Here is a 15,108-nt window from a genome sequence, read left to right as displayed (position 1 = left end):
AACTCCTATGCGAACTGACGCTGTTCACCATCGCCGTCAACATTACTTACACAACGGCCACAGATTTCAGGGTGTGCTGGATCAGCACCTACATCATCACAGTAATGCCAACAACGCTCACATTTTTCAGCAGTTGTTGCGGCAACTTTAATGAATAAACCATCAATCTCAGTCGCCTGAGTACCTTCAGGCTGCGCTGTCACTGTTTCAACTGTCACGCCTGAAGTTAATAGTACAAAGCGCAGCTCATCACCTAATGCAGCTAATTTCGAGCTTAGCTCTTCACTAGCGTAGATGCTTACGTTTGCTTGTAGTGTTGCACCAATAACGTCTTCTTTACGAGCAGCTTCTAGCACACGGTTTACTTCATCACGAACATTAAGGATTGTTAACCAATCATCATTGCTGAACTTACCTTGTGAAGAGGCTTGCAAGCCATCGTACCACACTGAAGTGAATACAAACTTGTCACGCTCACCTGGTAATGCTTCCCAAATTTCTTGCGCAGTGAAGCTTAAAATCGGTGCCATCCAACGCGTCATTGCTTCAGCAATGTGGTAAAGCGCAGTTTGACATGAACGACGTGCATGGCTGTCGCTTTTAGCTGTGTATTGACGATCTTTGATTACGTCTAGGTAGAACGAACCAAGCTCACCGGTACAGAAGTTCATTAGCTTTTGTGTTACAAGCAGCATTTGGTATTTGTCGTAAGCCGCTAAGATTTCATCTTGCAGCTCAGCTGCACGACCCACAATCCAACGATCAAGCTCAACCATGTCTTCAATTGCAACTTGATCCGTTTTAGGATCAAAACCATTAAGGTTCGCAAGTAAGTAACGGCTGGTGTTACGGATACGACGGTAACGGTCAGCTGAACGTTTAAAGATTTCATCAGATACAGTCATTTCGGCTGTAAAGTCAGTTGATGCAACCCATAAACGTAAGATGTCAGCACCTAGTTTGTTCATCACGTTTTGTGGCGAAATTACATTGCCTAATGATTTAGACATCTTACGACCGTTTTCATCAACTGTGAAACCGTGTGTTAACACTTGCTTATATGGCGCATGACCATTGATAGCAACCGAAGTCATCATTGACGACATGAACCAACCACGGTGTTGATCAGAACCTTCTAAATAAAGATCTGCCGGACTCGTTAAATCTTCACGAGCATCAACCACACATGCGTGAGTCACGCCTGAGTCAAACCATACATCTAGAGTATCTTGTACTTTCATGTATTGCTCAGCGTCATCGCCAAGCAAGGTTGCAGGGTCTAAGTCATACCAAGCTTGAATACCTGATTTCTCAACCAGTTTTGCGGCTTCTTCGATTAGCTCTTGCGTATTTGGGTGAAGCGCACCTGTGTCTTTATCAACAAATAATGCAATTGGCACACCCCATGTACGTTGACGTGAAATACACCAATCAGGACGGCCTTCAACCATGTTTGCAATGCGGCTCTCGCCCCACTCAGGTAACCACTCAGTCTTTTTGATTTCATTTAATGAATCTTGACGAAGGTTAGCTTGATCCATACTTACAAACCACTGTGGCGTAGCACGGAAGATAATTGGTGTTTTATGACGCCAGCAATGTGGATAGCTATGTGTAAGCGCATGGTGGTGTAATAACGCATTGTTTTCAGTTAATACGTCAATTACGCTCGCATTTGCTTTAAATACGTGCTGACCTGCGAACATAGGTGTGTCAGGTAAGTAAACACCGTTTGCACCTACAGGGTTAGCAACTTCTAAACCATAAGCAAGACCTGCCGCGAAATCCTCTTGACCGTGACCAGGCGCAGTATGAACAACACCAGTACCAGAATCAGTCGTTACGTGATCAGCAACAATTACAGGCACTGTGAAGTCATAGAACGGGTGAGCAACCTGTAAATTCTCAAGTGCCGCACCTTTTACATAACCTAGTACATGGTAATGCTTAAAGCCATAACGGTCCATTGCATCTTTTACTAGCTCTGAACCTAAAATTAAACGCTGCTGTGCGCCTTCGTCATCAACTTGAACTAGGGCATATTCAAGCTTTTCGTGAACTGCTACTGCACGGTTAGCTGGTAATGTCCAAGGTGTTGTCGTCCAAATGGCGGTACTAACAGCACCAGTGCCATGATGGCCCTCTGCTAGTTCGAACGCATCGATAACAGCGTCTTGATCAGCAAATTCAAAACGAACATCGATTGCTGGTGACTGTTTATCTTGGTATTCAACTTCCGCTTCAGCGAGTGCTGAACCACAATCTGTACACCAGTGAACAGGCTTAGCACCTTTATGTAAGTGACCATTTTTAATGATGCGACCAAGTACGCGAATTGCGTTCGCTTCAAAGTCAAAGTTCATTGTTAAGTAAGGCTTGTCCCAGTCACCAAATACACCAAGACGTTTAAAGTCTGTTTTTTGACCTTCAACTTGTTTTTTGGCGTATGCGCGACATTTTTCACGAAACTCAGCGGCAGACACTTTCACGCCAGGCTTGCCTACTTTCTTTTCAACCATTAATTCAATAGGTAAACCGTGGCAGTCCCAACCCGGCACATAAGGTGCGTCGAAGTCAGACAAGGTTTTTGACTTAACAATAATATCTTTAAGGATTTTGTTTACCGAGTGGCCTAAATGGATATCACCGTTTGCATACGGAGGGCCGTCATGCAAAATGAAGGTTTTTTTACCTTTTTTAGCGCTGCGAATTTGACCATATAGATCGTCTTCATACCATGTCTTAAGCATCTTTGGTTCACGTTGTGCCAAATTGCCGCGCATTGGAAACGCTGTTTCCGGTAAATTCAAAGTATGTTTGTAGTCGCTCATTAATCCTACTTTCCGTATCGGCTACCTAATTTAAACCAAAACACTGCTTAGCGGCGGTTACATCATCTGCAATCTGCGCCGTCAGTTGTGTTAATGTCTCGAATTTTTTCTCATCGCGAAGCTTCTTGATTAGCTCCACGTGCATGAATTGTCCATAAATGTCTTGCGCAAAGTCGAAGAGATGAACTTCTAACAATGCACGTGTCCCATTAAATGTGGGTTTGTTGCCAATATTTGCAACCCCAAATAATTCTTTATTACCAACTTTTGCTCGCACCGCAAACACCCCATTCACAGGGCATACTTGGCGTTTCAATGCAATATTGGCGGTTCTGAACCCTAATTCACGGCCTTTTGCCCAACCATGAATAACGCGCCCAGAAATTGCGTATCCATGACCTAACATGGTCTTAGCATCTTCTAATTGCCCTGCAGCAAGCGCATGACGAATAAGAGTACTGCTCACCCTATCATTGAGTCTGCGAAAACTTGCAGTACTTTTCACATCCATGTTTAACTCAGCGCCCATAGTTTTCAGTAGCGCAAAATCACCACGGCGACGTTTACCAAAGCAAAAGTCATCGCCCACGGTTAATGCTTTGACACCTAATTTTTCAACCAGTACATGACTAACAAACTGCTCGGCTTCCATATTGGCAAATTGCTGATTGAAACTAATGCAAATCACCCGCTCCACTCCTAATTTAGCAAGTAAGCTGAGCTTATCACGAAGTCGAGTCAAACGCGCTGGTGCATTATCTTTGGCAAAAAACTCTTGTGGCTGAGGCTCAAATAACATCACGGTACTTGGCAACTGATGTTTTTGTGCGTCTTGAAGCAAGCCTTTAATCACTTCAGCATGACCTAAATGCACGCCATCAAAATTACCAATGGTCAACACACAGCCATAGTGCTGCGCGCGAATATTGTGAATACCTCTAATTAACTCCATGCCACCTTTTTGCCTTTATAAGCGAGCCCAAAACATTGATATCGAGCTTGAAACGCCGATTATAATCTTTTTTTTAGTTTGATTCAGTAGTTGCAACACTTTTTATCGTATTTAGTCGCACACCTAAAATGAATAAGGCCGCAAAGTACACAAAAACCGCCAACACTAATAACCCGCTCAACAGCAGCACTTGCTCAGTAAAGTGCCATGTTCTCCACGCAAATTGCTGACCAACAAACCACACCGAAGCAGCCATTAATATACTTGAAAACAAACACTTAAATGTAAAACCTAAACTCATCACTGAAAACTGATAGACCCCTTCTTTACGCAGTTGATGATACAACAAATAAGCATTACAACTGGCCGACATCGCTGTTGCCAACGCTAACCCCAAATAACCGATAAATGGTGCTAGCATAATATTAAACACCATATTCAACACGAGTGTTTTAATGCCTATTTTTACGGGGGTTTTAGTATCTTGGCGAGAGTAAAAGCCGGGGGCTAACACCTTGATCAACATGAAACTAACCAATCCCACAGAATAGGCCATCACACCGTAACTTACCGCTTTCACATGATCAATTTCACCGTCCTGAAACGCGCCATGGTCAAATAAAACCGTAATAATTAGCGGGCTTATCACCATTAAACCAAACATGGCAGGCAAACCTAAAAATATAACAAACCGTACTCCCCAGTCTAAGGTCAGCTGAAAATCTCTAGTACTTTTGGTGCTATGCAACTTTGACAGTGCCGGCAAAATTACCGTTGCGATACCGATACCAAATAAGCCAAGAGGAAACTCAATTAAACGGTCTGAGTAGTAAAGCCAAGCGATAGAGCCTGTCATCAACATTGAGGCAATCATGGTGTCGAGTAACAAATTTATTTGACTGATAGAAACACCAAACAACGCAGGAAGCATTAGTTTTCGGACTTTTTTAACGTTTTCATCTTGCCATCCCCACTTTGGGCGGCTCAGCATGCGTGCACGGTATAAAAATGGCAATTGAAATAGCAACTGCACTAAACCACCGACAAACACGCCGATAGCAAGCGCATATGCCCCTACCGAAAATTTATCATGAAGTAAGATAGCGCAACTAATGATCGATATATTCAACAGCACTGGAGTAAACGCCGCAACAGCAAAACGATTATATACGTTCATTACCGCACCACTAAGGGCAACTAAACTTACAAAAAATAAATACGGGAAAGTCAGTTTTAAAAGCGCACTGGCAAGTACGAACTTTTCAGCATTTTCGCCTCCTTGCCACCAATCGATAAACCAGCCAGTGCCAAATAGGGCTGCTATGACAGGGGAAGCAACGACCCCAAACAAGGTAACAATTAATAAAATAGTTCCTAAAGTGCCAGCAGCTTGAGCAACAAACAGCCTGACTTTGTCATCACCTTGTTGCTCTTTTATTTCAGATAAAACCGGCACAAAGGCTTGTGCAAATGCACCTTCGGCAAACAAACGTCTTAAAAAGTTAGGAATACGATTGGCAAACAAAAATACATCTGCAGCGGCACTGGCGCCAAGCAGGTTCGCTACAACAGCATCTCGCACTAATCCTAAAATACGCGAAATCATTGTCATTGCACTGACAATCATCCCAGAACGAAATAATCCTTTTGCCACCTTAAACCTATTATCAAAAAACCTCTAAGATGGGCGATTATGCCTAAAATATCTTTAAAGCACTAGGCTCGAACCCGACCCTTTGTTACAATGGCGATATTAACTGCTAAAGCGGCAAATTGATGTTCGTTATAAGGAGCAGTTTTTCTTGAGATGTCAAAATTTCGTTGACATTCATGATAAAAACAGGCATATTCCACGGCCTTTAAATTAAGCTTATTTTAAGATTGTTAGGAGCAAACCTTGGCTAACATCAAGTCTGCAAAAAAACGCGCTATTACGAGCGAAAAAAATCGTCAACATAACGCAAGCCGTCGTTCAATGATGCGTACTTACTTCAAAAAAGTAGTTACTGCTATTGAAGCGGGCGACAAAGAAGCTGCACAAGCAGCATTCGCTGTTGCAACACCTATCCTAGACCGTTACGCAACTAAAGGTCTAATCCACAAGAACAAAGCAGCTCGTCATAAGAGCCGTTTAGCAGCTAAAATCAAAGCGCTATAATTTGTTTTTGATGAATATATAAAAAACCGGCTTATGCCGGTTTTTTTTTATTTAGAATTTAACAAAGTAATCGCTCAATTTACCTCATTAAATTAATTCGCTAGACAATTTCCAGCTCAGGGTAAAACTTCTTCAGCATCGCTGCAATTTTCTTAGGTGTAAAAGGTTTAACAACAAATCCTTTAGCCCCCTTTTCGATCGCCTCTTTAACATTTTCTACTGTCGAATGGGCCGAAACCATGACCACATTTGCTTCAGGCGAAATTTCATTGATTTGTGAGATAATCTCTTTACCGTCACCATCAGGTAATTCAATATCTAAAAAGATAATATTGAATTCTTTTTCTTTGCATGCGCTTAAACATTGCGCGGCCGTAGAAGCCTCACGCACATTGTCTATACCTAGGTGCATTAATGTTTGATTTAAAAAACTGCGAACCGTGCCTACGTCGTCCACAATAAGAATTGAAAGCTGCGTATCCATACTATTCCTCTTAAACTATGAAGATAAACACTCATTGCACTCAAGAGTGTAACGCATTTAACCTATAAGTGATTTGAATTTGACTATTATATCAAAAACTTCGTTATAATCTCATTATAGATACCTACATTTAAAAGGCCAGATAAGCTTTATGTCTAATAAAATAAAAAAACAATCTTTGCTTGGTAAAACACCTGAACGAAAAAAACCAACGCAAGCCAAGCGCCAAAGACCGTCAAATCAACAACAAGCTCGCGCACAAGTAGCGCAACAAACAGCCCCTGAAGTAGAACTTAAAAAAAGCAAAACACGTTGGTACGCACTCGCAGCTGTTGTATTAATTCTATTAATTACACCAAAACCGATGTTAATCACTTATGAAAAGCTTGGTATGGTCTCACAAAGTGTATTTTGGCCAGGTGTTTTTGGCTATGGTGCAAACTTATTTGATTCAAGCCTCAGCCCGCGCGCAGACCTAAGCCGCAACACTATATACTTATGCCAAGATAAGCATAAACCAGATACTTGTCAGAAGTATCGTGTAACAGAACAAAGCGGTTTTATTGCAGCAATGAAAAAGCTATTAATAGATTAAAAAATCTAATCCGAAAATTAAAAATTACTTGGTTGAAAGCTGTGTAAAAGATCACCATAATGGCGCTCCTTTTTCAACACAGACACGATCAGATACGACCATGCTAAACGAGCTAGATTGGCTTTTAAACTTTACATTACTTGCACTAGGGCTAGGTGCATTTTTTATTAACCAGCTCACATTACTGCGTTTTGCGGCAATTAGCGCGTGTAGTTTATTATTTTTATCGTTTAGTTTAGATCTGATGTCATCAAGCGTTATCTCGAATATGAGCTTGGTGTTGATCAACACATTTTATTTATTCAAGGTCTACACATTTGGCCAATTGAATATCAATCAAGGTTAATCTTCTCCTAAGATAAATTGATAGAATAGGCTATCCCATCTATCATCTTTTATGCCCAAACAGCCTTCTGTTTGGGCTTTTTTTTACTTACAAAATAATTGAACTGAGATACCATAAACGGCGTATATAAATAATTTGGAGGTACCTTATGTCATTAAACGACTTCGACTTATTTCTCTCATCAATGGAAGACGTCAAACCTCTTGAACATGACACAGTTCAATTTGATTCCAAAAAGCAAGGTCCTTCGTTAGCACAACAAGAAAAACGTAAAGCCGCAGAGTGTGATTTAGCAATTGATGAAAATTATTTACGTAGTGAATACGTCGAGCTGTTAGATCCGCATAGCATATTGGCATTTAAGAAAGATGGCGTTCAAGGGCAAGTATATAAAAATCTTCGCTTAGCAAAATATCAACTTGACGCTACCCTTGATTTACATGGTCAGCCCTTGCAACGAGCTCGCAGCACACTATTTAACTTTATTGATGACTGCCATAAAAGAAATATTCGGGTTGTACTAATTCGCCATGGCATTGGCATTAAAAATAAATCACAGCCGGGTATTTTAAAGAGTTACACCAACAAGTGGCTGCAAGAAATTCCAGCCGTTTTAGCGTTTCATAGTGCTCTTAAACATCATGGTGGTAGCGGTGCAACGTATGTAATGATTAAAAAGTCAGACGAGAAAAAACACGAGAACAGAGAAATACATTCAAAAAGAAGTTAGTTGAATAAGCGATTGAAGTGCAGCATTTATACCAATACGCTTAATTTAGTAGTCTATTTTGAGGCAACATAGCCTCGTTGATAACAAGGCAAAAATTTCGTTATTTAGTTGTTCTAAATGAAAAATTTTAACCTAGTTAGCGACAGGTTTAATCCCTCAAAAAGATTAAGTATTATTACGGATTGGTATTATACATGCTGCACTAGCTGACAATGATTTGTGGTTATGATTGGCTAATATCAATGGCCTGAGCTGGTTGCTCAGATGCATTAGCTTGATTAAACCATGCTGACACACCTAGAACGATAACTGACACTACGACTAGGCTAAATTTAGCCCCACCTTGATTAGATTTCATAACGCCTCTTTTTATTGTTTTTTTATTGAGCAACAACAGAATAGCAAAGTTACAGATGTTAACAAGGTGTTTATTAAACTAATTTGTAATGCGTCAATAACCTTTTGTTCTATCAACCTGATTTATTAGATTTTTACCCTCAATTAATCTTTTAACATTACCCGCAATTTGCAAAGTGACTGACTCTAAATCTGATAATGCAGCGCAATGAGGCGTTAAGGTTATCTTTTCATGAGACCAAAATGGATGTGTTTTAGGTAATGGCTCTTCACTAAATACATCAAGCGTTGCACCTCGTAATTGCTCACTATCAAGTGCCCTCAGTAAATCTTCATCAACCACATGTTTGCCTCTGGCAACATTAATTAGCACTGCATGGGTTTGCAGTTTACTAAGAAGTGATTTATTGATAATGCCCTGAGTGTGTTGATTAAGTGGAAGTAAGCAAACGAGAAAATCAATTTGACCAAGCATTTCATACAAACCCTGCTGCGTGTAATACGTATTCACCTCAGAATCATGTTTTTCACTATTAGACCAAGCACTTACTTGAAAACCGTTGCGAAGTAAACGCTTAGCGCAGGCTTTACCTAGTTCGCCATAACCCAAGATACCCACATGTTGATGTGAATACGCTCGCTTTGGCTTCCAAGTGCAGGCTGATTGTTTTAAATAATATTCTTTAAGCCTAAGCTTGTGTGCTAACACATGAGTCAACACATACTCTGCCATGTCATTTGCAAGGTTATCATCAACAATTCTAACAACGGGAACATGCGCTGCTATCTTCGTTAAGTCGATGCTATCAACGCCTGCACCGAATGAAGAAACCGCTTTTAAATTTACCAGCTTAGGCCATAAATCAGCAGGGGCATTCCAAGCCAGTACAAATTCAACTGCTTCGTAGTCAGTACACTCAGACCAAAGCTGCACGTCAACCTCTGGTAATAACGCTTGTAATCGGGCAATTAATTGGCTGCAATCTCGGCCAGTTACAGCTACAAGTAAAATCATTGTCTTCTCCATTTTGCCTCGTACTCGAAGCGCTCTTTAAAAAGTCACACAACTGCAACCTAACTGTCACAGCGAACTCTTACCCTAACCTCATCGCTGAATGCGTTTATGTTTGAGGTTTGTATGATCAGTGTTGATAAAGTAATAGAAGCAAATTTACCACAGTTAGAAAATTCACCAAAAGTAAAAGGCTTAGTAAAGAAAGGTCTGGGTTATTTATTACATGAGCAAGAGTTTGTTGCCTTTGGTGATGCATACCCACACTTACAAGGACTAGAGTTTGTAGAGCAAGTACTTGATGAGCTGGACTTTGACACGCGCTACAAGCCTAAGCAAATGGAACATATTCCGAGTGAGGGTAATGTCGTCATTGTGGCTAACCACCCTATTGGTTCACTCGATGCATTAGCGCTGATAAAAGTATTATCAAGTGTGCGCCCTGACTTAAAAGTCGTTGCAAACCGTATGCTGATGTCTATTACCCCTATGCACTCGTTACTTCTTCCCGTTGATAACCTCTCTGGCACAAGTAAAAAGAAAGAGCTTGCTAATATCCAACAGCATTTAAAATCAGACGGTGCGCTATTAATCTTCCCTGCCGGTGAAGTTTCAAGGTTAAGTCCAACCGGAATAAAAGACTGTAAATGGAACTCTGGCTTTTTAAGGATGGCAAAAAAAGCCAACGCACCTATTTTGCCAATTTATATCAAAGCGAAAAACAGCCCACTATTTTATGGCACTTCAATGATTTATAAACCATTAGCTAGTTTATTATTAGTCAAAGAAATGTTTAAACAGCGACAGAAGTCACTAGAGTTTGAAATTGGGGCATCCATCCCTCCTGAGTCATATTTAATTGAGAATTTAAAAGATAAAGAAATAGCCCAGCTTATAAGAAAGCAACTGTATCGACTTATCACTAAAAAACCTCTGCCGTTAAAGACGCAAACCCCCATTGCAAGTCCAGAAGCAACAAAAGATCTAAAAAAAGCCATTGAAGAGTGTGAGTTATTGGGTGAAACCTCTGATGGTATGAAAATTTACCTATATCAATACTGTGGTAGCTCACCAATTTTCCGTGAGCTAGGACGACTTCGTGAAATTGCGTTTCGTGCAGTCGGTGAAGGCAGTGGTAAACGCCGAGATATAGATAAATACGACATGGATTATAAACACCTCGTACTGTGGGATGCTAAGCAACTTGAACTAGTCGGCGCATACCGACTTGCCTGCGCACAAGATATTATAGAAAAACATGGCCGCAAAGGTTTATATACTGATAGCCTATTTAGCTACAGCGATGATATGGATCCGTATTTTGAAAAAGGCATTGAGCTAGGTCGCAGCTTTGTGCAACCCAAATACTGGGGCAGAAAGAGCCTAGACTATTTGTGGTTCGGCATCGGCGCCTTTGTTAATCGTTACCCACAATACCGCTACTTGTTTGGTGCAGTCAGTGTATCTAACGCACTCCCCGAGCAAGCTAAATCGCTACTCGTTCATTATTACCAGCATTATTATAGTGCAAAACAAGTGTTAGCAATTCCAAACAATGAATATCGTCATACCGAATCACAAAAAGAACAATGTGCTCAGTTATTCGCTGGGGATGATATTAAAGAAGATTTTGTTGAACTTAAGCATGTACTCGCCAATATTGGCGCGCAAGTCCCTACCTTATTCAAACAATATACAGAACTTTGTGAGCCAGGTGGCGTACAATTTTTAAGTTTTAGTATCGACCCTGAGTTTAATAACTGCATTGATGGTTTAGTGCTTGTCGACTTAGATAAAGTGAAAGCGAGTAAAGCCAAACGCTACTTAGGACAGATACGCGAATAGTCGTTATAAAATAACTAAAAAAAGTCGGCAAGCGCGCCGACTTTTTCTTTTTTAATTAAATATATTTCTAAGCGCAGCTAAATATATTTGCTCAATGGCTTTTAAATCTGCAATGGGAACGTGTTCATTAACTTGATGAATAGTATGGTTTCTCACGCCACATTCAATCACTTGCGTGTGCTCATTAGCAAAAAAGCGGCCATCAGATGTGCCACCACTGGTACTAAGCATAGGAAAGCTGCCAGTTACTTCATGCACAGCTTGTTCAAGCTGCTGCAATAAGCAATTGCTTGCTTGATGCATGGTATAAAATGATTCGCACGGGCGCTCCCAAACAAGCGTTAGCTGCGATGCTAAATCTGCCAATGCAAACTGAATTTCTTCTTTAACGTCTTTACTTTTATAGCCATGACTATAACGCACGTTAAAACTGAGCTCACATTGAGCAGGAACAAGGTTATCTACCACATTAGCAATATTAATTCCGGTCACTTGCAGTGTTGTTGCCGAGCCAGCTTCATCTTTGTGCCAGCAAATTGCCGTTAAGCGCTTCACAACCTCTGCACTTAAATGCGCTGCGTTTATGGTGTTTTCTGGATAGGCAACATGTCCAGCTTTACCTTGAATAGATAATCGAGCAGACAATGCGCCACGTCTGCCATTTTTAATGGTATCACCAACATGCAAGTGACTCGTCGGCTCGCCAACTAGGCAACCATCAAGCACGACGCCTTGTTTGGCTAGACGCTCAGCAATCAATAAAGAGCCGTATTCAGCCTCGCCCTCTTCATCTGAGGTTATTAACCAGTAAAATGTGCCGCGTTTATTGCTATTTTGCGCTAAAAAGCGTTTGGTTGCGCAAAACATTGCAGCAACACCACCTTTCATATCTGCCGCGCCACGGCCATAAATATTGCCTTCAACTATTTCGCCGCTAAAAGGGTCAACTCGCCAATCACCTTGAGCGGCAGGCACCACATCAATATGACCCGAAAAAGCAACAACAGGCCCATCACCAAAGGTTACTTTAGCGATTAAGTTAGTAACGTGATTAAAGCTAAACACCTCACATTCAAAGCCCAATTGGCTTAACTTGTCCTCAAGCCAATCAATCGCGCCTGCTTGAGCAGGTGTTACCGATTTAAATCGAATCAAGGTTTGTAATGCTTTTACCACCTCAAACTGTGCTGATGGGTGTGATACTAATTCAACATTTGATACCAAACTCATAATAACCCTAGTCATTTAGAAAGCTTGGGTTATTACAACGAGAGATTATGACCGCAGTGTGAAAGTTAAATTAATGATTTCCTTCTTCGATGAGTGTTTCTTGGGTCACCTTAGCAATCTCTTTGTCTTCTTTCGTTAATTGTGTTCGTTGCCAACGACCTGCTGCGAACCAAAGATAAGTAATTAGCGCCACGAGTACATTGGTGATTGCAAAGGAATACCATATGCCCTGCGGTCCAAGTGAGGTATGTTTAGACAAAATATACGCTGTTGGAAATTGGATAACACACTGTGAAAGCAGTGAGACAACCATAGCATTAAGCATGTTACCTGAAGCTCTAAATGCAGCAACCACGCAAAGCTGTACGCCTATTCCGCCCCAAGTTAAACACATAACGCGGATAAACTCTGCACCACCAGCAATCACAGATTCATCATCGGGAATGAAAAAAGCCACCAAGTATTCAGCGAATACATAAGCTATAACGCCTACTAATGTCAGGCCTAGCAGCCCCCAAAGCGAGGCTAAACGTGTTATTTGTGCAGCACGCTGTGGGTTTCTCGCCCCCATATTTTGACCAACCAAGGTCGAAACAGCCATTGAAAGACCCATTGCTGGGATCATCACCATTTGCAAAATATTAGATCCTACACCATAAGAGGCAATGGTATGCGTACCAAAGCTAGCCACCAAAAACGACATAATGATTAAACCAAATGCTCTCGCTGATAGTTCAACCGACCCAGGAGCCCCTAAAAAGAAGGCTTGCTTCATATATTGCCAGTCTGGTTTAAAACTAGAGAGTTTAAGTTGAATACCATGACGGCCACGTAAAAACACCCATACTCCGATTGCAGCCGCTAAGCTTTGCGTGATAAGTGTAGCTAATGCAGCCCCCATTACGCCAAAGCCAGAGAACTCACCAAAACCAAAAATCAGTAAGGGATCGAGCACAAAATTGAGTAACACAGTACCGCTTACAATATAAAGCGGCACCTTGGTTTGCCCTATGCCACGCATTAGAGCTTGAAACATGGCATAAATAAACACAAACACAACGCCAATAAATGATACATGCATAAATTTTAGGGCATCACCAAACACTTGCTCTTCAACACCTAATAAAGTCAAAAAGTAAGGTGATAGCACATAGCCAATTAAGCCAAGTAAGGCTGCGGTTATTGTCACCATTAACATGGTTTGCGCAGCAACATGATTTACCTTATCTTGCTGGCCAGCTCCCATATATTGAGCAGATAAAATAGCGCCCGCCATAGCCAACCCAGAGCCAATAGCAATCACTAAAAAAGTAACAGGCATACTGACAGAAACAGCAGCTACTTGCTCTGCCCCTAAACGTCCTACCCAAAATGCATCGGTCAGCTGATAAGCCGACTGCAAAATATTGATTAAGATGATCGGGATACCTAATTTAAGTAGCGCTTTTGAAATCGAGCCATGAAGAAATAAATGCTGGGGATCAGCCATGAAAAACACCTAATAAGCAAATAACACCGTTAGTTTACCAGCCGTAAATGAATATAGAGTCAATAAGAGTCAATCTTTTTTTTGCTGTACCCGCTTAAAAACTTAATCTAAATCAATAAATGCCTTCACTTAGTTCAAACATTTTTGAAACTTTGATCTAGAACAGGTTTTGTCCGCTTCAACTTGGTAATAATAGCGTCAACCAAATAAGACAAGTAGTTCGCGGAGAACAACATGAAAACTAAATTAAGCATTGCATTACTTACTTCACTATTAGCACTCTCTCCTGTTGCAAACGCAAACTTAAGCGTGAACGTAGGTGCAATTAATGTAAACCCTGATAACGACAGTTCAAAAATCAATGAAGCACCAACATTAGGTCTACGTGCAGATGATGATACTCAATTAGGTATTACTGTAGATTATGCGCTTGATGACAATTGGGTAATTGAATTAGTAGCAGCAACACCTTTTAGTCATGATGTTCAAGGTGCTGGTGGTTTAGCAGGTAACAAAATTGCGACAATCAAACATTTACCACCAACACTTTTAGCGCAATACCACTTCTTAGACTCAACTTATAAGTTCCGTCCATTTGTGGGTGTTGGTCTTAACTATACAACTTTCTTTGATGAGAAACCTTCAGCAGCTTTAAAAGCAACACTAGGTACTGACGATGTAGAAGTTAAACTAGATGATTCATTTGGCTTTGCAGCTCAAGCTGGTTTTAACTACATGATGAGTGAAAACTGGGGCCTTCATGGCATGGTTTCACTAATCGACATCGATACAGACGCTACAGTTTATGCTGACGGCGCAAAAGCATTAACTTCAACTGTAGAAATCGACCCAGTTGTTGCTATGTTCGGTGTTAAATACAAATTCTAACTTTCATTTTGTGAAAGCCCATACGCACAAAAAGGCCATATATTGGCCTTTTTTATTTAATTCTCATAGCCAATTCCATATTAAAAACTAGCTTAGTGTATCCTCTCTGACCAACTAATGAATTTAGGTTGCACCTCAAAAATAAACCATTTTATATCATTAGTTTTTAATTTTTATTTAGTTAACGCTTC

At 40.8% G+C, this 15,108-nt stretch carries 14 protein-coding genes; 6 read left to right on the top strand and 8 right to left on the bottom strand.

The annotated features are described in order from the left end of the window. Positions 1 to 5: 5 nt before the first annotated feature. The 3 genes from ileS to murJ all read right to left on the bottom strand — a co-directional run bounded on the left by ileS (position 6) and on the right by murJ (position 5,395). Positions 6 to 2,831: an isoleucine--tRNA ligase gene (gene ileS, locus QUE86_RS13255; RefSeq protein WP_130051920.1), complete on the bottom strand. Its 2,826-nt coding sequence runs from the start codon at positions 2,829 to 2,831 to the stop codon at positions 6 to 8. Between the two features lie 25 nt (positions 2,832 to 2,856). After that, positions 2,857 to 3,783, bottom strand: a complete 927-nt coding sequence (gene ribF, locus QUE86_RS13250; RefSeq protein WP_130051921.1) for a bifunctional riboflavin kinase/FAD synthetase — start codon at positions 3,781 to 3,783, stop codon at positions 2,857 to 2,859. 73 nt (positions 3,784 to 3,856) lie between these two features. Beyond that, positions 3,857 to 5,395 carry a murein biosynthesis integral membrane protein MurJ gene (gene murJ, locus QUE86_RS13245; protein WP_353506595.1) on the bottom strand — a complete coding sequence of 513 codons (1,539 nt, stop codon included), beginning with the start codon at positions 5,393 to 5,395 and terminating at the stop codon, positions 3,857 to 3,859. 285 nt (positions 5,396 to 5,680) lie between these two features. On the opposite strand from murJ, the gene rpsT reads away from it, so the two are divergent. Then, the gene (gene rpsT, locus QUE86_RS13240; protein WP_054561913.1) at positions 5,681 to 5,941 is read left to right on the top strand and encodes a 30S ribosomal protein S20; all 261 of its coding nucleotides are present in this window, start codon (positions 5,681 to 5,683) and stop codon (positions 5,939 to 5,941) included. Between the two features lie 100 nt (positions 5,942 to 6,041). Here the strand turns inward: rpsT and QUE86_RS13235 are convergent, their stop codons facing one another. Continuing rightward, on the bottom strand, positions 6,042 to 6,425 hold the full coding sequence (locus QUE86_RS13235) for a response regulator (protein WP_054561914.1): 384 nt from the start codon (positions 6,423 to 6,425) through the stop codon (positions 6,042 to 6,044). Positions 6,426 to 6,576: 151 nt separating this feature from the next. Here QUE86_RS13235 and QUE86_RS13230 point away from each other — a divergent pair, with 151 nt between their 5' ends. The 3 genes from QUE86_RS13230 to smrA all read left to right on the top strand — a co-directional run bounded on the left by QUE86_RS13230 (position 6,577) and on the right by smrA (position 8,096). Next, positions 6,577 to 7,020: a hypothetical protein gene (locus QUE86_RS13230; protein ID WP_130051922.1), complete on the top strand. Its 444-nt coding sequence runs from the start codon at positions 6,577 to 6,579 to the stop codon at positions 7,018 to 7,020. Positions 7,021 to 7,120: 100 nt separating this feature from the next. Then, positions 7,121 to 7,366 (top strand): hypothetical protein, encoded by a 246-nt coding sequence (locus QUE86_RS13225; RefSeq protein WP_036969134.1) that lies wholly within the window; start codon positions 7,121 to 7,123, stop codon positions 7,364 to 7,366. Between the two features lie 148 nt (positions 7,367 to 7,514). Then, positions 7,515 to 8,096 carry a DNA endonuclease SmrA gene (gene smrA, locus QUE86_RS13220; protein ID WP_130051923.1) on the top strand — a complete coding sequence of 194 codons (582 nt, stop codon included), beginning with the start codon at positions 7,515 to 7,517 and terminating at the stop codon, positions 8,094 to 8,096. Between the two features lie 223 nt (positions 8,097 to 8,319). Here the strand turns inward: smrA and QUE86_RS13215 are convergent, their stop codons facing one another. After that, entirely contained in the window at positions 8,320 to 8,454 is a 135-nt protein-coding gene (locus QUE86_RS13215) for a hypothetical protein (RefSeq protein ID WP_256854724.1), read from the bottom strand. Between the two features lie 93 nt (positions 8,455 to 8,547). Then, positions 8,548 to 9,468: a 2-hydroxyacid dehydrogenase gene (locus QUE86_RS13210; protein WP_167658479.1), complete on the bottom strand. Its 921-nt coding sequence runs from the start codon at positions 9,466 to 9,468 to the stop codon at positions 8,548 to 8,550. A gap of 123 nt (positions 9,469 to 9,591) precedes the next feature. On the opposite strand from QUE86_RS13210, the gene olsF reads away from it, so the two are divergent. Next, positions 9,592 to 11,310: a bifunctional ornithine lipid synthase OlsF gene (olsF, locus tag QUE86_RS13205; protein WP_286257761.1), complete on the top strand. Its 1,719-nt coding sequence runs from the start codon at positions 9,592 to 9,594 to the stop codon at positions 11,308 to 11,310. A 51-nt stretch (positions 11,311 to 11,361) separates the two neighbouring features. On the opposite strand, the gene dapE is transcribed toward olsF, so the two are convergent. Both dapE and QUE86_RS13195 read right to left on the bottom strand, forming a co-directional pair. Continuing rightward, complete coding sequence (gene dapE, locus QUE86_RS13200) at positions 11,362 to 12,540, bottom strand: succinyl-diaminopimelate desuccinylase (RefSeq protein ID WP_178926769.1); 1,179 nt, start codon at positions 12,538 to 12,540, stop codon at positions 11,362 to 11,364. Between the two features lie 70 nt (positions 12,541 to 12,610). Next, entirely contained in the window at positions 12,611 to 14,029 is a 1,419-nt protein-coding gene (locus QUE86_RS13195; RefSeq protein WP_178926768.1) for an MATE family efflux transporter, read from the bottom strand. Between the two features lie 234 nt (positions 14,030 to 14,263). Between QUE86_RS13195 and QUE86_RS13190 the strand changes: the two genes are divergently transcribed. Next, the gene (locus QUE86_RS13190; protein ID WP_130051927.1) at positions 14,264 to 14,917 is read left to right on the top strand and encodes an OmpW/AlkL family protein; all 654 of its coding nucleotides are present in this window, start codon (positions 14,264 to 14,266) and stop codon (positions 14,915 to 14,917) included. Positions 14,918 to 15,108: the final 191 nt, after the last annotated feature.

It is taken from the genome of Pseudoalteromonas apostichopi (genome assembly GCF_030297135.1).
In the GTDB taxonomy this organism is placed as follows: Bacteria; Pseudomonadota; Gammaproteobacteria; order Enterobacterales; family Alteromonadaceae; genus Pseudoalteromonas; species Pseudoalteromonas apostichopi.
Note: the sequence above shows the minus strand (reverse complement) of the source record. Positions and strands in the feature narration are given on the sequence as shown.